This is a genomic window from Bradyrhizobium sp. LMG 9283, assembly GCF_045571415.1.
In the GTDB taxonomy this organism is placed as follows: Bacteria; Pseudomonadota; Alphaproteobacteria; order Rhizobiales; family Xanthobacteraceae; genus Bradyrhizobium.
On record NZ_CP120691.1, the window covers coordinates 7,226,621 to 7,244,475 of the forward strand.

General features: G+C 57.0%; 11 protein-coding genes and 3 pseudogenes. 1 reads left to right on the forward strand and 13 read right to left on the reverse strand.

Going from position 1 to position 17,855, the window contains the following annotated elements:
* Positions 1 to 29 precede the first annotated feature (29 nt).
* The 7 genes and pseudogenes from P6U29_RS33785 to P6U29_RS33815 all read right to left on the reverse strand — a co-directional run.
* A complete protein-coding gene (locus P6U29_RS33785) occupies positions 30 to 764 on the reverse strand; it encodes a Crp/Fnr family transcriptional regulator (protein WP_407114590.1) in 735 nt (244 codons plus the stop codon).
* A 1,074-nt stretch (positions 765 to 1,838) separates the two neighbouring features.
* Positions 1,839 to 2,723 (reverse strand): 3-keto-5-aminohexanoate cleavage protein, encoded by an 885-nt coding sequence (locus P6U29_RS33790; protein WP_407114591.1) that lies wholly within the window; start codon positions 2,721 to 2,723, stop codon positions 1,839 to 1,841.
* Positions 2,724 to 3,788: 1,065 nt separating this feature from the next.
* Positions 3,789 to 5,171 (reverse strand): aminotransferase, encoded by a 1,383-nt coding sequence (locus P6U29_RS33795; RefSeq protein WP_407114592.1) that lies wholly within the window; start codon positions 5,169 to 5,171, stop codon positions 3,789 to 3,791.
* 489 nt (positions 5,172 to 5,660) lie between these two features.
* Positions 5,661 to 6,758, reverse strand: a complete 1,098-nt coding sequence (locus P6U29_RS33800; protein ID WP_407114593.1) for a DUF2817 domain-containing protein — start codon at positions 6,756 to 6,758, stop codon at positions 5,661 to 5,663.
* A gap of 616 nt (positions 6,759 to 7,374) precedes the next feature.
* Positions 7,375 to 8,022 (reverse strand): nitroreductase, encoded by a 648-nt coding sequence (locus tag P6U29_RS33805; protein ID WP_407119483.1) that lies wholly within the window; start codon positions 8,020 to 8,022, stop codon positions 7,375 to 7,377.
* A gap of 191 nt (positions 8,023 to 8,213) precedes the next feature.
* Positions 8,214 to 9,848: a class I adenylate-forming enzyme family protein gene (locus P6U29_RS33810; protein WP_407114594.1), complete on the reverse strand. Its 1,635-nt coding sequence runs from the start codon at positions 9,846 to 9,848 to the stop codon at positions 8,214 to 8,216.
* A gap of 412 nt (positions 9,849 to 10,260) precedes the next feature.
* Positions 10,261 to 10,546 (reverse strand): annotated as a pseudogene (locus P6U29_RS33815) (transposase); the annotation flags it as partial.
* Positions 10,547 to 10,626: 80 nt separating this feature from the next.
* Between P6U29_RS33815 and P6U29_RS33820 the strand changes: the two are divergent.
* Positions 10,627 to 10,998, forward strand: a pseudogene (locus tag P6U29_RS33820) (transposase); the annotation flags it as partial.
* A gap of 459 nt (positions 10,999 to 11,457) precedes the next feature.
* Here the strand turns inward: P6U29_RS33820 and P6U29_RS33825 are convergent.
* The 6 genes and pseudogenes from P6U29_RS33825 to P6U29_RS33850 all read right to left on the reverse strand — a co-directional run bounded on the left by P6U29_RS33825 (position 11,458) and on the right by P6U29_RS33850 (position 17,827).
* Positions 11,458 to 12,447 carry a D-2-hydroxyacid dehydrogenase gene (locus P6U29_RS33825; protein WP_407114595.1) on the reverse strand — a complete coding sequence of 330 codons (990 nt, stop codon included), beginning with the start codon at positions 12,445 to 12,447 and terminating at the stop codon, positions 11,458 to 11,460.
* A 400-nt stretch (positions 12,448 to 12,847) separates the two neighbouring features.
* Positions 12,848 to 13,402, reverse strand: a pseudogene (locus tag P6U29_RS33830) (NAD(P)-dependent oxidoreductase).
* The gene (locus tag P6U29_RS33835) at positions 13,293 to 13,763 is read right to left on the reverse strand and encodes a hypothetical protein (protein WP_407114596.1); all 471 of its coding nucleotides are present in this window, start codon (positions 13,761 to 13,763) and stop codon (positions 13,293 to 13,295) included. Before P6U29_RS33835 ends, P6U29_RS33830 begins: the two are co-directional and overlap by 110 nt.
* 870 nt (positions 13,764 to 14,633) lie before the next feature.
* The gene (locus P6U29_RS33840; RefSeq protein ID WP_407119484.1) at positions 14,634 to 15,071 is read right to left on the reverse strand and encodes an aldehyde dehydrogenase family protein; all 438 of its coding nucleotides are present in this window, start codon (positions 15,069 to 15,071) and stop codon (positions 14,634 to 14,636) included.
* On the reverse strand, positions 14,956 to 16,092 hold the full coding sequence (locus P6U29_RS33845; protein ID WP_407114597.1) for an aldehyde dehydrogenase family protein: 1,137 nt from the start codon (positions 16,090 to 16,092) through the stop codon (positions 14,956 to 14,958). Before P6U29_RS33845 ends, P6U29_RS33840 begins: the two co-directional genes overlap by 116 nt.
* Positions 16,093 to 16,387: 295 nt before the next feature.
* Positions 16,388 to 17,827 (reverse strand): amidase, encoded by a 1,440-nt coding sequence (locus P6U29_RS33850; RefSeq protein WP_407114598.1) that lies wholly within the window; start codon positions 17,825 to 17,827, stop codon positions 16,388 to 16,390.
* Between the last annotated feature and the right edge of the window lie 28 nt (positions 17,828 to 17,855).

Consider the following 17,855-nt stretch of genomic DNA (forward strand, 5'->3'; position numbering starts at 1 on the left):
TCAGCAACAACTGTCTGACGCCCCTTTTTCTAGCCGGTCAATTCGACGATCGAATTAACGGACTCCGTTGAGGCATAAGCCGCTGAAATAAGCCTGTAACAACTACATGCTTTGTGCTCGAGAGCCAGGCGTTCCTCAATCTGCAAGACGCCGCGCGCTTTACGAATCAAGCTTTGCTCTTCAAATCGGATGAGAGTTTCCGTTACTCCGGCGCGACGCAATCCTAATACGGAAGAGAGATAGTCATGTGTAACTGGAAGCACATCGGCATCAAGAGCATCGCTGGCCAGACAGAGCCAGCTTGCGAGACGCTTCTCGCAATCGTGTCGAACGCCGCACAGCCCCGTCTGAGCGCAATGCAAGTTCAGTGCCTGGACGTACCGAAGGAGATGGTCTCGGATTTCCGGACGTTCGCGCATCACGCGGCGCAAATCTTCGACACGAATCCGGTGCGCGCTTCCGGGAAAGAGAACAACAGATTGACGCGTCGCGAGATGGCCTCCTAATAGGAACGAAGCGCCGACCGCACCTCTATGTCCTATTACGGCAGTTTCAAGAATGCTGCCGCCCGCTACAATCCTCTGCGAAACTAGCCCTGATTCGATAAAGTAGACGTGATCAAGACGCCTTTTCGGCTCCTGCAATACCGTGCGTTCTTTCAAAACGAACGGCTCCAGGAATTCTCCTATCACGGCAAGCTCTGGAAGAGAAATGCCGGCGAGAATCGTGTTCTTGAGGAAGGACCGTGTATTGGAGCGCCCCATACCGATCCGAGATATGTGACGTGTATCGGGTACTCTGCTAAAAGCTCCAGCTCTATGGCTGTCAGGGGCTTCGGGGACGGCGGGTACGTGAGTAGTCATACTGCGGTCCGTCTTTCAGGAGGTGGATTTTGGTAGGGTCAGCCTATGAACTTCACGAACTATTGATTCTTGATTTTAAGCAATCGATCAGGTTCGATTCATGCAATCGGCAGCGCACCGGCGATCAAATTCAGCGGCGGTAGCGCTTTCATCGCTGCATTTCAACGATCCACGATTTCAACCGTCCGCCTCAGCGATTCATCTAAATGGCGCTCCGAGTGTCACATGACTTCGAATTCGAGGCGCTCGGCGTCACCATAATTCTCCTCTTTCGTACTGTCGGCCGAGCCACACGCGTGGGACGGCGTGGTTCGGGTTGAAGTTAACCTCTCACGCGAGTCGAAAAGGGGACACGATGTGTCGAGCGCGGCACTTTGATGAGCCAAAGCGCGCCACAGCTTCTCTTGCGGCCGGTTTGCGATGACCCTCGACCTCTTTGCGCATCGCCAGCGAGAGCATTCCCAACGACCTGAAGATCCCCGGCGCGCCGCAGCGGCTCGGCCGCTATGCTCAGGCGCTCGAGAAGCTGCACGCCTGCGTGCACCACCGAAAGCATGAAGCGCAATATCGACGAGCAGATCAATGTCTCGGGCGCAATCTCCTGGAATCAGCTCTACATCGCGAACGCGTCTTCGAACGTATTCACCAATTAGTAAATCCTCGGCGGGCAGTGACATTCCCGTCTGCTTGGTCGGGCTCTGTCTATAACCTTGCACAGAGTGAACACTGCAAGCGGGAACGCACGCCGACGTCCTCTCCGCTCGGGAGATGGCGCGCGGCCCAGCCCTCCCCAATGATCCTCCAGCTAGCAATCCCACGGCTCGCAAAAGCCTTTCAGCCGGCTAGCTCGGGATTTTTGATCATCGATCGGAATCGTGGAGCTCGGTGAAAAGGTCCATACGCCAATGCTCCAACACCCGACCACGCGAAAATCAGAACACCGGCATGCTTGCGTTTGTCGCCTTCCGGAATCGATTACCCTCTTTTTACCAAGCCCAGCATTTCCCGGGCTTCCGCCGGCGTGGCTACGCTTGCGCCCATGCGCTCGATGATCCCAACAGCGTTCTCGACGAGGTCAGCATTGGAGGCGAGTACACCTCTGCGCAGGTAAATGTTGTCTTCCAGACCCACCCGTATATGCCCGCCTAGATTCACGATCTGTGCGACCGTCGGCATTTCATCGATGCTGCAACCGAACCCGCCCCAGATAGAGCTCGGGGGCAGCACCTCCTTCATTGCCTGCAAGACTGTCGGCGTGAAGGGCGCACCATAACCCGTACTCAGGCAGAACTGGAACAGCGGCTGCCCCTTGAGTGTGCCTTCTTTGACCAGCTGCTTAGCGATTTCGATGTGGCCGAAGTCGAAGCACTCGAGCTCGGGCTTCACGCCGGCGTCCTGCATCAGCTTCGCCATCTCGCGAAGATCGGAAGTACGCGCGACATAGATTGCTTCACCGAGGTGCAGCAGGCCGCAGTCAAGCGTGGCTAACTCGGGCTGCAGTTTGACCGCATGAAGGCACCGTTCGGTTGCCGCTCGGAGCGTGCTCCTTGGGCTGATCTTGAGCGGCGCGACGGATTCGAGCTCGATGATGCCGTCCATTCCGCAGGTCAGGTTGAGGATGACGTCGATAGACGAATCACGCAGCTTCTTGACGACCTGCTCGTAAAGCTCCAGCTTGTTAGACGGCTCGCCGCTTTCCGGATCGCGTACATGAATATGGACAACAGCCGCACCGGCTTTCGCCGCATCGATCGAGGCCTGCGCAATCTCCGTCGGAGTCTTCGGCACCCCAGGATGCTTTGCAAGATTCTTGGTAGATCCGCCGGTAATTGCGCAGGTAACAATAACTTTTCTGGACATCAAAACCCTCGTGGTTGGAGTCAAAGAAATGTTGAGCCGACAAACGACTACAGCGCTTATTTGATTGGCGCCCGAGCCATCAGCGTCGCCGCGCAGCCGACGTTTAGTGCCGTACTCGCGCCCCGCTTGCTTTCCGCATTTCGCAGCCGATCCAAACCGATGGTGTTCCTCTTTCCGATTGGCGCCTAGCGTGTGACCCTATACGAGCATCCTGACGGATTTCTTCAAATTCATCTGGAAAGTCATCGAACTTCCATCTGAATGGAGGCCTTTATGGCACTTTTCCGCGATCACATTTCAGACCCGCACACTCGCCCCCCCGTAAACAAGCCACCTGCCGCAAGATACACCTTGGACTCGTGCAGCTTCGTGGCCTGCTCAGAGCTTATTGACATCTTGCGCTGTGGCGCTTCGACCGAGACGGCCGCCAAATGGAGAAAGGAGAATTCACCCTCCTTACTGCACGGAGTTTGGGAAGTGGTATAGCGGTGAAGGTTTCGACATTGCGTTCAACAAGATGAACCGCGCAGTGCTTATCGCTCGCGCATCGTTACCTCGACTGAGCTCTGTCGTGCGGCGGTGAGTCGGATCAAATGCAAGTCGCTCAGTCTTTGCTTCAGGTGAGCATCCGCGATTTGGACCGCTGCTGCTGGATCGCACTCTGGGGCTTAAACAACGTGTCACTGCGCGCAGGGTGTCGCCTATCGCAAGAACTCACTGGCAGAGCAGTAAACAATGACGGTCAGCTTAATGCTGTCACTTTTGTCTGCCTGTACAATCTCGCACCTGAGGACGAAGACCTCGGCGCGAAGATTCATCTTGTCCGAATTTGGTGTTCAGCCCGACTACGATTGGAGCGGGAAATAGAAGTTGACGTTTCAATCCTCTCTCTCCAGGCGATTGGAAGCGATGTGACGATGCTGGCGCTCATCTCGTTCGAGCGCGCCCCGGCCGACATCGCTGATGGATTCAAAGGGGGCGATCATCATGAAGGTGGTGATGAGCAGATGCTATGTAACGGGCAACGGCATTTTATTCCTCTAATCAACATGAGGCGTCAGCCAACTAATGGTCGAGCTCCTGAGTTATCTGTGAAACAGCCTGGCGAGCAATCTCCACAATTTCGTCTGCCTCAGCCGTGGTCATCGTGAGCGGCGGTGTAAATCCGATGATGTCGCCGTGCGGCAGCGCACGCGCGATCAATCCACGCTTTCGCGCTGCTTCGGAGACGCGAGCACCAATCTTCAGGCTTGGGTCAAAGCGTTCCTTCTTCACCGGATCGGCGACGAATTCAACCGCTGCCATGAGGCCGATACCACGGACTTCGCCCACAACTGGGCAATCGCTGAATGCCTCACGCAATCCATTTTGGAAGTATTTCCCAACACGCGCGGCGTTGCCCGTCAGATCCTCGCGCTGGAGTATATCCAGAGCAGCATTTGCAGCGGCCACGCCGATTGGATGTCCCGAATATGTGGAGCCGTGCGAGAAAACGCCAACCTTCTCTGCTCCCGCTTCCAGCACCTCAAAAACTCGCTGCCCCACCATGCAAGCTGACAGTGGCGCGTATGCTGATGTTAGTCCCTTCGCGACTGTTATGAGATCCGGCTTGATGTCGTACTTATGCGATCCAAACATCTCACCAGTACGCCCAAAGCCGGTCACCACCTCGTCGGCGATCAGTAGGACATCGTACTTCTTCAGCACAGCCTGAATTGCCGCCCAGTAGCCTTCTGGTGGCGGGGTCATTCCGCCCGAGCCAAGGACGGGCTCTCCGATAAAGGCGCCCACCGTTTCTGGACCTTCTTGAAGGATCAACAATTCGAGCTCGTGCGCACGACGAGTGGAGAACTCAAGTTCCGTCTCTCCTGGATGTGCGTCCCAAAAATAGGTTGGGGCACCTGTCCGCAGAATTCCCGAAACCGGAAGATCCATATGGTCGTGGTAGAAGCTCAACCCGGTCATCGAACCGGAGACGATTGTGGAACCGTGGTATGCGCGCTGACGAGCAATTATCTTCTTCTTTTTTGGCTGCCCGCAGAGGTTGTGGTAATACCAAACCAGCTTGACTTGGGTTTCGTTCGCATCCGACCCGGACAGGCCATAATAGACTTTGCTCATATTACACGGTGCGATGGCGATGAGTCTGTCGGACAGTTTGGCGAGCTCATCGGTCGTATGACCTGCGTACGTGTGGTAATAGGCAAGCTTGTGGGCCTGACGCGCGATCGCCTCGGCGACTTCCCCGCGACCGTAGCCGATATTGACACAATAAAGGCCGGCCATCGCATCAATATATTCGCGGCCCTCGGCATCGCGAATGCGGATCCCCTTTGTTTTCTCAATAATGGTGACGTCTCCGCCTTCCCCCGTTACATGGTTGTGGAGCTGAGTGAACGGATGGAGCACGGCTCTGCGGTCCATTTTCGAAATTTCTTTGATATTCATTTCGATCTCCTCCCGTCCGCAGCTGATTCCAAATCCGACGCCGCGCAAACCGATAGAGTCATGTTATCGGCTATGGCGTGACGAAAAACGGCGTTCGAAGTCGGTTATTAAGGGAAATGCGGCACTCGTTTGCAAACCATGAAGATCGGTGCCGTGGCGCACGACCTCACATACATGCTGAGTTTTGGTATTGCTGCAGCCCCTGCTACCATTGAATTCACAGCCGCAACGATCGTCGAGCGGCTCGCAGTCTAGTTTGCGCGGCCGACCATTTGCGCACCCACACGGGCCGTCGATGGCACCTTCGACGTCGAAAGGGCCCGAAAATCGGCGCCGTACAAGAGCATCACTCTGCGGTTGGTAGCAATAATCAACGTGGCCGGTGACAGGAATCGGCCGGCTGTCAGATGATACCTCGTTGCTACTTCGCTGAAGGGGCACTCACGGAGCTGGTTCGATAACCGCATTGATGCTCAGAACGGACAATCACTATTGTGCAGGTGCTAGCCCTGCTAAAGCCTGTCTATGCACCTGGTGGGATCTCCAGATCACCATCTCCTTCCAATCTGACGCTTGCGGGTAATAGTACAGTTTAACCGCTTGGCGAATTTCACGTCCAAGTTCAGCATCGATCGCATCGGGTCGATGCTGGAACAGCCAAAGGTCCTTTCGTTGCACCAGCCTGCTAGTGCCGTAGGTGCCAAACTCCGGTCCAACATATGTGTGGCGAGCGCCCAGAACTCGCTGCCAGAACGCATCTTGGGTGCCAGGGATCGAGACTGCGGAGGAAGTCCCCAGCACTGGCGAGGTCACCGAGGCACCAAAAATGTTAGCGGCGCGCTCATAGCCCTCCGGTCCCGACGACAGTTCGCATTGCAACTCTCCATACCCGTAAGGACCCAACCCCGTGTGGTAATCGAGAATGAGGACGTGCTCGCGCGTCGCGACGTCAAAGTCAGCAACGATCTGCTCAAGCGTTCGCCTTGCTTCGGTCGGCCCAGCTCCCCCGTAAAACATGCCGCCAGGGCGAGTATATTGACCACTCGACAACGCGATTCGAAAGGCAAGCTCGCCGTGCGTTTTCTGATAGGCCGCAAGCGCAGCCTCTGCACAGCGCACAGTTTCGTCTGAGACATCCGCAGGAACAAAATGCTCTGCCAACTCTTCGTATCCGGGGTTTTGCGGAAGGGGCTCGGCAAAATCGACAAAGTTCCGGTTGAGGTCGACGCCCTCTGCCGTTACCCGTCGATCCCAAGCAAAGCCGTAGCAATTGAGGGCATGAATAATGAGCACCGCTGTCGAAGGCGGCAGCGCTTCATGGAGCTTCGCCTCCAAGAATAGAAGTTGTGCAGCGGACCCGCAGTAGCCTTCGACGCCGTGCGTAGCGGAAACGAGGATCAGGAGTTGCTTGGCATTTGCGGGGCCGAAATAAGTCACGTCCGTGAACAGATCCTCGCCGCATGGTCCTGTTGCGCTACACTTGTAGCTACGTGACGCCGGAGCGACCTCCATAAATTTCCTGCGTGCTTCCAGATAAGTACTTGAAAAAAGAGTGGGGACCCGCTGCGCGGCGATGTCGAAGTTCATTCTGGTAATCCTACTGCGTTCACTCATTCGGGCTTTGTTAATTCAGGGAGCCATTTAATCAGTTCGACCGACCAACTTGACCGTCAAGGGTTAGCGCGAGCTAGCATATCTGGCACTTCCACCACGGGCGCGGATTGAGCTTTCTTAGGCAGGAGCGTCGGGTTGTAAAAGCCGCCTGCATCGTACGTTGAGCATTACCCACTTTTGCGTGTTCCAGACGCAGGAGGCGATCCTGATGCCACGCCTTTGCACTGCACGCTGCGCGCGAGGAGCAGGCGTGGAACCCGCGACAAGCGCACACTTGCTCTTGCCCCCCGCTGTTGATCGCTCACGTGTCAGTGTATCTTATATGTAGCGGGCGCCCGTTTTCTTCGATCTCGCCCTTAGAGACGCAGAGATTCCGCGATCCACCGCGCTTGCTAGGTGAATTCACGATCGAGGAAGGACGTGTTATCGTTGCGAAATAAGCAGACATTTCGGCGGACGGATCCAGGTCGCGTCAGCCGGTAAGCTCCTCGGCGGGTTTGCTGATGTTGTCCAAGGAACAGGCCTTCACACCGCTCGAGGCCGCTGGGTAGCGATCTCAACGACGGATACACGGCTCGGAACTGCGGCGCTACTCGTCATGGAAGCGCGCCGCATCATCGATCGGGGCGCGGCTTGTGCGGAAGCTGTTGACCTTGTGCGTTCGGTCAGGATAGCCGAACGAAATGCCGTAGACCACGCGACGATCATTTGACAAGCCAAAATGCGCGCGCACCACATCACTATGCAATGTAAATGCGCCTTGCGGAATGGTTGCAACTCCGAGCGCCTGCGCGGCGAGTATAAAGCTGGTGAGATAGCTACCGCAATCGACCGCGCCATAAATGCCTAGGGCCTCATCGGTGTGAACAATTGCGACATGAGGTGCACCGAAGAATTTGTAATTCTGCAGTGACTGCTTAATGTATCCCTCCTTGTCGCCACGGGGAATGCCGACTGAGTTGTAGAGCTGAAAACCGCTCTCGCGCCGGCGCTCAAGATGGACGCCACGATATTCGCGAGGCTGCGGAAAGTCGTTCACTTGCGGCTTACCGCTGGAGGCAGCGGCATACATTGCTTCCCGAAATCGCTCGGTCGCCTTTCCAAAGGTGATCTCGACCTGCCACGGCTGGCTATTGCATCCGGACGCAGTTTTCTGCGCAGCTGCCAGGATCCGCTCGATCGTTGACCGCGCAACCGGTTCTGGCAGAAAAGCACGGCAGGAGAAGCGAGCGTTCACCAACTCTTCAAGAATCTCAATGCGCTGCTGCCTCTCCCTATGGGTGTTAGAAGTCACGAGCAACTCTCTTCTCCAAATGCAAGGGGTACATTTTTCAACCGCTCTGACGCCGACCACGAAAGGATCGCCGCCGGCACTAACTCAGAATGCTGTCCGACGATAAGCTGCGCGCCTACGCGCAGGCAGCGGGTTCAGCGCCAACGCTTTTCCTCGCTGTCATAGACGCTTACAAGCGGATCGCTCACGTCCATCAGCTCACGTTTGAGCACCTTCTCACTAGATGTGGCTCTCGGAAGGGCGGGAATGAAAGCGATATACCGCGGCACCTTGAACATGGCGAGACGCGCTCGAGCGTGTTCAAGAATGCGTTCGACCGGCAGGTCGGCGGGCTTGACGCCCTGGTTCAATTCCACATAGATCTTGACTTCCTCGCCGCGTCTCATATCGCGAACCGGCACGGCGGCCACATCTGCGATTTCAGGTATCTCGCGGATAATAGCCTCCACCTCGCGAGCAGCGATATTTTCGTTCGAACGTCGTATCATTTCCTTCTTACGACCTTCGAACCAATAAAAGCCGAGTTCATCGCGGCGCAGCAGATCTCCGGTTTTGAACCAGTCGCCCTCGAATTGGCTGGCGTTCGCTTCCGGTTTGCCCCAGTATCCCTTGAAGATGGCCCGCCCCTTCACCCACAACTCGCCGACTTCTCCGGTTTTCGCGAGCGTGCCATCTTCGTTGACGAGCCGCAGCTCCCGAAAAAGCGCACGATGGCCGACCGAACAGGTATCCTCCATCTGCGGAATATCTCCGACGAATTGTGTACCCATTCCGATTTCTGCCATGCCGTAGTTGTTCTGGCCACGCACGCCGAAACGCTCGCGGAACTGGGATATCGCCTCGGCACTCCACCCAAGTGAATACACGACCTGCCTCAGACTTTTCAATGCGTCCGCTTTGGCCTGACGTGCAACAAGCTCCGGCAACAGACACGACTCGATTCGGAACTTATTGATCCAATCGATGAACCGCGTCGAACTGAGCTGCTGAGCCTGGTACAGCGTGCCTCCCTGTCGGTACGCTCTCAGAACCTGCATTTGCCCGTAAGCATAAAAAAATGGCGCCCAGCACAGGTATCTCTTACAAGGCTCATAGTCGGAGCAGGCAAATGCGTACGAGCTGACACCGAACCAGTCGTGCGTCAACATGCAGCCCTTTGGAAATCCCGTAGTTCCGCCGGCGTGCGCGATCACGAGCAGGTCGTCTGGCTGAATATCCGCATCGACGGGCGAGTCGTCGACACCCTTCAATAGCTCATCAAGAGCAGTCCCCCTAGTAGGGTGCCCGACAACGATCACCCGATCCTCAGTGAGATTTTGTGGCCAAGGCTTCATTTCCGAGGGCCATGCAGAGTGGTCGACGACAGCAAATTTTGCCTGAGTATCACTCAGGACGTACTCGATCCCCCTCGCCGTGTAGCGCGTATTGATCGGAACCAGCACTGCACCCAGCTTTGCAATCGCGAAACACAGGATCTGAAACTCGATGCGATTTGGTAGAACTACGCCGATGCGGTCGCCCTTGCGTACTCCAAACGCACGCAGCGCATGCGCATAGGTGTTCGACCAGCGGTCCATTTCTAAGTAGGTAGCGCGCTCGCCGCGCTCGAAAATGTCGATCGCAATCGCGGAGCCGTGCCTTTGCGCCTGCATTGCGACGAGCTGCCCGAGGGTGATGGTTTCGTACGGCGACTCCAGGGCCTCCAGGCCGCGCAGCCCATCAGCCAAGCGATCTGCCAACTGGCTCGGTGTTGAATTGTTCAGGCTCATCGTAGGAAACTTCGAGGCTTCTCGGGCGAAAGACACGGGCTGGACGGCTAAACAATACCCTGCCTGTATGTCGAAATTTCCTATTTGGCGACACGCTCAGCCGAAATTGTGCGACTGATCGGGAGGACGCGAAGAATTTGTGCACTGCCCATTGGTATCCGATCTGAAGCAGCACATGCTGGTCGTGCGCCTTTTAGCAACACGCGAGGCGCGCGACCGTTGTTCTATCTTCGGCGGGGATTGGAAGATGATCCGCTATCGATCCAGCCGCCGCCCAGACTCGGTCTGCAGCCGGTTGGCGATCTAGCGGTTCCAACTGGCTTGTCGCTGCGATTGATGACGCCGGGGGCTGACGCCATCTGCCGCCGGTCGTCGTACCGGCACGAGATCCCAGCACGCAATCTGCGCGATGTCATTGCTCGTGCAGCTTGAATCCATTCCTGAGTTCGCCCCGGTCGTTGGATTTGCCCATTTGGGCGGTGGGCGACGGGAGCTGGCGCGGAGCCCTCAGCATAGCGCAGCGCCAGATCCCGTCGCGGGTTGCAGGTGATGGCGAACTCGGACGGCGTCCTCCATCCGAGCCGTGAGTGTGGTCGTGTGTCGTTGTAATCCGCGCGCCAGCATCCGAGCGCGACGCGGGCCTGGGCCAGCGAGGTGAACAACGTCTGGTTCAACAATTCATCCCGCATCCGGCCATTGATGGGGAAGACGGCCCCGCTTCCTCGGCGCCGGCGATATACTGGCGATGGACGAACCCGGTAACAGGAGCAATTCACCAATGGAAGTCGCGACAATTGGGTTGGACATTTCGAAGCACGTATTTCACATCCATGCAGTTGATGGCCAAGGCCAAGCGGCCGGTCGCCAACGCCTCCGGCGAGGCGAGATCGTGTCGTTCTTCTCCTCGCTCGCACCTTGCCTGGTCGGCATTGAGGCCTGTGCGACTGCTCACCACTGGGCGCGGGAGATTCGGCAGTGTGGACATGATGTGAGATTGATCCCGCCAGCCTATGTTAAACCCTACGTACGAAGGGGAGCCAAGAATGACGCCGCTGACGCGGCCGCGATCTGCGAAGCGGTCAGTCGTCCCAATATGCGGTTCGTTCCAATCAAGAGCGCCGAGAACCAGGGCTTCTTGATGCTTCATCGTGCCTTCAAAATCCCGATGATCTGCTCTTCCGTAAAGCGACTGCGCTTCATGCTCTGGTCCTTATGTGGGCCAGAGCGAACTTCAAACTGGATTAAGCCCGTGGGGCAAGGTCAAGCTGAACGGGATTGCGGGTGTATCGCAGCTGAAGGATACGCACGAACCTCTCACGCCGGGCTGAACATAAGAACATTTAGTGCCCGGCCATCCTACCGTACGCAACGGGATACGAAGCCGCCGTCGCGGGTATGCACCTCGACCGTCAGATCGCCTAATCCGGGCTGACGCGATCGAGCCGGCGTTTGAGCGTTACCCACGCACGCCGGGCCCCTGGTTCGACTGCGATCATGGTGGGACTTTGCCTCGGTGCGGGCCAGCGCGGAATGGTCAATTACCCGCCTTGCTACGGAGCCAAGGACGGTGTTGACCATCTCCCGGGTAGCGGGCCTAACCGTGTTAGATTCAGTAGCCTCGCTTGAGGTCCACTAAGTTGCGCATAGGCTTCTTCTCGAGAAAACGCTCCAGATTGTCGCTGAAAATCTCGAGCGACCGGACGGTGTAATCGGTTAGGTTGCCTGCAACGTGCGGCGTCATCATAACATTAGGCAATGCCCAGAGGGGGCTGGCAGGAGCCAGTGGTTCCCGCTCAAACACATCCAGAAGAGCCCCGGCGATGGTCCCCGCCCGGAGCGCATCGATAAGCTCTCTTTCCACAACGACCGCCCCTCGAGCGATATTGACTAAGAAGCTGCTGCGGCGCATCAGCCGAAGCTGCTCGCGACCAATTAGCCCAGCGGTCTCCGGAACGTGAGGCACAGCTAGGACGAGAAAGTCGGAGGCCTCTAGAAGCTCGGCCAGGCCATTTGGTGGAAACAGCTTGTCGACACCCCTGACTACCTCCGTTACATCGCGCTTTGAGCCTATCACTCTCATGCCGATGCCCTTACCGCGTCGGGCGATTGCCGTGCCAATTGAGCCCAAACCAATCACGCCTAGCGTCCGCTCAGCAAGCGGTGCCACGCCTCGCGGACACCATTCTTTGCGCGACTGCTCTCGCATAAACCGCGGGAAATCCCAGTGCAGCATTGTCACGCCCGCCATAACGAAGTCGGCGATGATTTCGGCATGCATGCCCCGCGCATTGGTAACGATGAGATCACCGATTCGGTCGCGGATCGGCAAGAGCGAATCGACGCCCGCGCTACTGCACTGGAACCAGCGTAATCGACGTGCCTTGTCGAAGATCTCCACCGGAAAGTTGGGGGCGAAAAGAACGTCAGCTTCCGCGGCGTAGCTGTTAAGTGAGGCTGCATTCTCAGCACCCAAGAAGCGCACGTTGGGGAAGCGCTTGCGTATTGTCGCCAAATGCTTTTCCGCATCAGGATCGCTGAACAGGACGGTGACGGTACCCTCAGCCGGAAACGCGGCAGAAGTCATAACCACATGATCCATATGCTTTCGCGCCCATTCATTTCATTTATGAAACTAGGACCACTTAAGACTAGAGTACGTCAGAACGGCACATGGCCTGCTTCGACGGTTAGTGTATTAGATAGGCGCTCGACAATACCGTTGGACTAACCCCATTTTGCGCAGCCTTCCATCCTTGAGAGACTTTCATCCGCAGGAAAAACTCGTTGCAATCCAATGCGGCAATCCCGAGAACGTCTCGCGCACTTTGTCGGTGCTACGCATAGCCGTGTTCCTTTGCTGATGTTCGAGTAAAGCGACGAGCTGTGGCTGCTCGTCCTCTAGACCTCCGGCCCCGGAGCGCGCTGTTCACTTCTCTCACGGTCCGTCAGTAGCCGCGGTTGAGGTCGACTAGATTTCGCAGCGGCTTCTTCTCCCGAAATCACTGCAAGTTGTCGCCGAAGAGTTCGAGCGCGCGGCTGGTGTAATAGCTCAAATACCCGCAACGTGGGGGCACGATAACGTTAGGCATCGTCCAGAGTGGACTATCGGTCGGCAGCGGTTCGCGCTCGAACAGATCGAGAAGAGCTCCGGAGATGGTGCCTGCCCGGAGCGCCTGAACCAGGTCGCTTTCCACAACCACCGGCCCCCGCGCGATATTGACCAGGAAAGCGGTTCGGCGCATCTGCCGAAGCTGCTCTCATCCGATTAGCCCATTTGTCTCCGGGACGTGGAGTACTGCAAGAACGACGAAATCAGAGACCTCTAGGAGTTCGTCCAGACGATTCGATGGAAGGAGCCGGTCGATGGCGGCGACGGGCTCGGCTACATTGCGTTTAGAGCCGACCACCGTCATCCCGCTGTTCTTAGCGCGGCGGGCGATCGCGCTACCAATAGAACCGAGGCCGATCACCCCAAGCGTCGCGCTCAGCAAGCGGCGCGACCTGTCGCGGATGCCATTCCTTGCACCCCTGCTCCCGCATAATACGCGCAACATCCCAATGCATCATGGTCGTGCCGGCCATAACGAAATCGGCGATGATTTCGCCGTGCATAACCCGAGCGTTGGTCACGATGAGATTGCCGACGCGGTCGCGTATTGGCAATAGCGAGTCAACGCCCGCGATACTGCATTGAAACCAGCGTAGCCGACGTGCCTTGTCTAAGATCTCGATAGGAAAACCGGCGGCGAAGAGAATATCTGCTTCCGCAATGTGGCAGCTGAGCGACGCCGCGTCCTTGGCGCACAAGAAGCGAACCGTCGGAAAGCGTTTTCCTATTAAAGCTAAATATTCTTCGGCGGCGGGATCACTGACGACGGTAACGTAGCGGCCAGCCGCAAACGTAGAGGAGGTCATGAACACGTGATCCGATGCCTTTTCGCGCTGCCGCGGTCTGCCATGCCAACTATTAGGTGGAGCATGTCAGAGCGACGACAACGTGGCGTGAGTACGAGCGGAATACTTGGAGTACAGTACGGCACATGCATTTAACGATGCGGCCGGAGGAGCCTATTTCGTGCGTCGCGCCTGACCATTGCACAGGTCAAAAGCTCTGCCCCGGTTACCTGATGACACTCTCGCTTGATATCGGGCTTAACGGCTCGTGCCCAGCTGGCGGTGACGACGTTCTAGAGCTCCAGAGCTCAGTGCGACGCTCCTGAAATCCGCAGACATGACGCCAAGATTTGTGGCAAGCACGCCGCGTCTGCATGTGATGCGGCGGCAGGGTCTCTAGCGCAGTTCTTGGGTCGAGGACTGGCCGGCCAGCTGCGCTAGGCCAACGCTCGGACCGTCCCGAGTTTGATCAAGTTCAGTTGCAACCAGAGGGTCTGCCGCTCGTTCTCCTCGCTGCGTCGAACCAACTCTTCGGCATGCTTGCCCATTCGGAGCCGATAGAAATGGCTTTCCATAGCCCACAAAAAATGCCGCGATTTCCAGCTTGGAAGCGGACTTAGCCTTCAGTTTCTAGCCTAGCGGCATATCGCGGTTGCGATAAACATGCCTTCGCCGCCCGAAACTTGCGCTACAGTTCGACCTGGCGGTGGACTCCGACAAAGAATAGCCTGCCTATGCTCACCATCCAACGAGACTCCACAATCCCTCCCTCTCAACTCCGAGCATGGCGGGGCGGACATTGCGCCATTCGGGGCCGAGACCTTACTGTGCAATCATCAATCCATTTCCACCGAGTTCGGTTGGTCGGCCCAAATTCGATAGCGGAGCAGATCATCTGGTCATGTTTATCGTCACGTTCTTGAGTTGAGTGAAGCTGTCCAGCATCCCGCCGAGCGAAAATTCGCGTCCGAGGCCGCTCTGCTTGTATCCACCGTATGAGTGCCCCGGCATCTGTCCTCCGCCCTGGTTCACCTGAAGCCAACCCGCTTCAATGTCACGGGCGGCTCGTAGCGCTTTTCCGATATCGTGGGTCCAAATATATGCTGCGAGGCCGTAGTGCGTCTCATTGGCCATCCGGATTACGTCTGCCTCGTCGCGCCAGGGAATTGCGACCAAGACTGGGCCGAAAATCTCTTCCCTTGCCAGGCGCCAGTTATTGTCTGCTTGGCCGAAGACGGTGGGGCTGAGGAAGTAACCGGAGTCGTCGCGATGATCCCGCAGACCTCCGGTCAGAAGCGTCGAGCCAGGCTGCTCGATTCCATTGTGAATGTAGCCGCAGACTTTTCAAATTGGCGGCCGTTGATAATTGCTCCGATGTCGAAGCTTTCGGACAGCGGGTCACCGACTTCAGCTTGGAAGCAGCCGCACAAAGCCGTTCGAGAACGGAATCGTAAATGCGCTCGTGCACGAAGAGCCGGGACCCCGCGGTGCACGATTGGCTTTGTCGCGTGAAGCGCATTGCGGCGACGATGCCGTCGATCACCCAATCATCGACTGCATCCGGAAACACGATGGATGGGCTCTTGCCGCGGAGCTCCATCGATACGGGCAGGATTCGCTTGGCGGCAGCCTCCATCACCAGCCTTCCCACGGCTGTCGAGCCGGTGAATGTTAGCTTGGATACTTTTGGATGATTGAGCAGGGGAGCTCCGCATTCGATACTGGTCCCGGTCAGAACGTTGAGAACGCCCGCGGACGTGTGCTTGGCACAGATCTCGGCCAATGTGAGGATTGCCAATGGCGCGTCTTCTGCCGTCTTCATTACCATGGTGTTGCCGGCGCTCAGAGCCGGGGCGATCTTCACCGAGGCGAGCAGGAAGGGCGCATTCCACGGAATGACGGCCGCGACGACGCCGAGTGGTTCTCGAACCGTGTAGCTCAGAAGATCGTGCGCAAGCGGTAACGTCTCGCCTTTGAGCTCGGAGGCAAGGCCTCCGAAATAGCGAAACATCTCGATCGATATCTTCACCTCGGGCCGGGCTTGCGTCCGAAGTGCATTTCCCGTTTCTTCCGCAATGAGGCGAGCAATTTCTTCACAACGAGATTCAAGATCGTCGGCGATCCTGTCGAGAGCACGACCACGCTCGCGGGCGGGGACGAGCTTCCAGGAGTCGAATGCGGCAAATGCAGCCTCAACTGCCGTGTCCACGTCCTCGACACGTCCCCTTGGGACTTTAGCGATGATGTGTCTACGTGCAGGATCCTCGACTGCGATCGACTCACCGCATTTCGCAGACACCCACTGGCCAGAAATGAGCATCTTGCGCAGCGGAAGCGGTTGGGAATTCAATTGCTACCTCCCTAGCAGCAAGCTAGCCCGGCAAGAGCAAGACCGGCGTTCGATTTGGACGGCGAGGCGCGGACGCGTCGCCTTTAGGGAATGAGGACTAACAAGCGCGAGTCTTTCGCTCTTCCAGATCGCCATTCGCTTGGCAGCATCCGCATCGGATCCGCGTAGCGCAGCTTCATAATTCGACAGACGATATTCGCCCAGTTCGATGCGGACGCGTTCGTGACACAATCAGGAGATTGGTGGGTGCACGCGCTCAACACACTCAGCCCTCTCGAGGTGCAACTCAACCTAGTCATTTGTCGCCTGGCCACATCGTTGGTCGCCGCTGGTTCCAAGGTCTAGCTTCCTCCAGATCACGTGCTATACGGACCAACGTGGCCTCATCGCCAAACCGGCCGACGATGTGAAGGCCGATCGGTAGCCCGCTGGCACTTTGTGCCAGTGGCAGCGACACCGACGGATGTCCAGTGGCATTGAAGGGGAGCAGATATGGATAAAGCGCGTCAAACCCTTCTATGTGTTGTTCTACCGAGAGCCTCTGGTTGGTAGGGCGATAAATGCAGTCATGTTGCAGCGCCAGGGTTGGCATCGTCGGAGTCAGGAGAATGTCAAAGGGATCGATCGCCTCGCCGACGCGGAACCGCATATTCCGCATTGCTTCGATCGCGTCCCCCACCGAAGTCGACTCAGCCTCCTTAGCCCATTCATGAATTTTGAGGCTCATCGGCTCTAAGGTGCTCGAATCGACCGGCCGGCCCATGGTCCGCGCCGCTTTTTCAAGGGAATCGGCGCTGAGCTTAGATCGGCCACGAAATCCTTTAAAGTAATCGGCAAACTCGTATGGCGATGGAATTTCCGTCACTGCATGCCCCATTTCCTCGAGAAGCGCAGCCGTGGTCTCAACCGCCTCTCGGATTTCCGGATCGACCTTGGCCCTTCCCCAATTGGTGAGAGCAACCCCTACTCTGAGATTGCCGGTCAGCTGCGATAGCTCCTCCACGTATGTTCGGTGTGGCTGGACGATAATAAATGGATCACCAGGATGGGGACCGGCGAAGACATCCAGTGCAGCCGCCATGTCGCGCACAGTTCGACATAGAACGAACTCACGAGTGAGGCCAAATGATTTATCCTGGTAGTTCGGCCCTCCCGAAATACGCCCGCGCGAGGGGTTCAATCCGACAAGGCCACACCAAGCGGCAGGAGCACGAATTGATCCGCCACCATCACTCCCATGAGCTATGGGCGTTATACCCGCGGCCACCGCCGCGGCAGATCCAGAAGACGAGCCGCCTGCGGAGCGTTCCAGATTCCACGGATTGCCGGTGATGCCGTTAAGAATGGACTCGCTCATTCCGCAGCCGTTAAAGATCTCAGGGGTCGTCGTTCTTCCTAGCGGTCGGAGACCTGCGTCTCGAGCCCGGCGAAAAAAATAACTTTCCGTATCGGGACGATGCCCCTTGAATAGCCGACTCCCGAATTCCTGGAGCCGGCCGGCTTCGGCGTATCCAGCATCCTTGCGGAAGAATGGCACCCCATGGAAGAGTCCTCCGTCCGCGCTCGCAACAGTCTCAGCATCTTCATAGAATTCGATGACGGCGTTAATGCGAGGATTGACCGCGTCGTGAGCCTCGCGGGCGAGCCGCGTCAACTCAGAGGGTGTCATTTGGCCACTGGCAACTAGGCCGGCCAGACCAGTGGCATCATAATCAACATATTCGCTCAATCTCATTTTTATAGTCCAGGTTGGCGATCTGGTA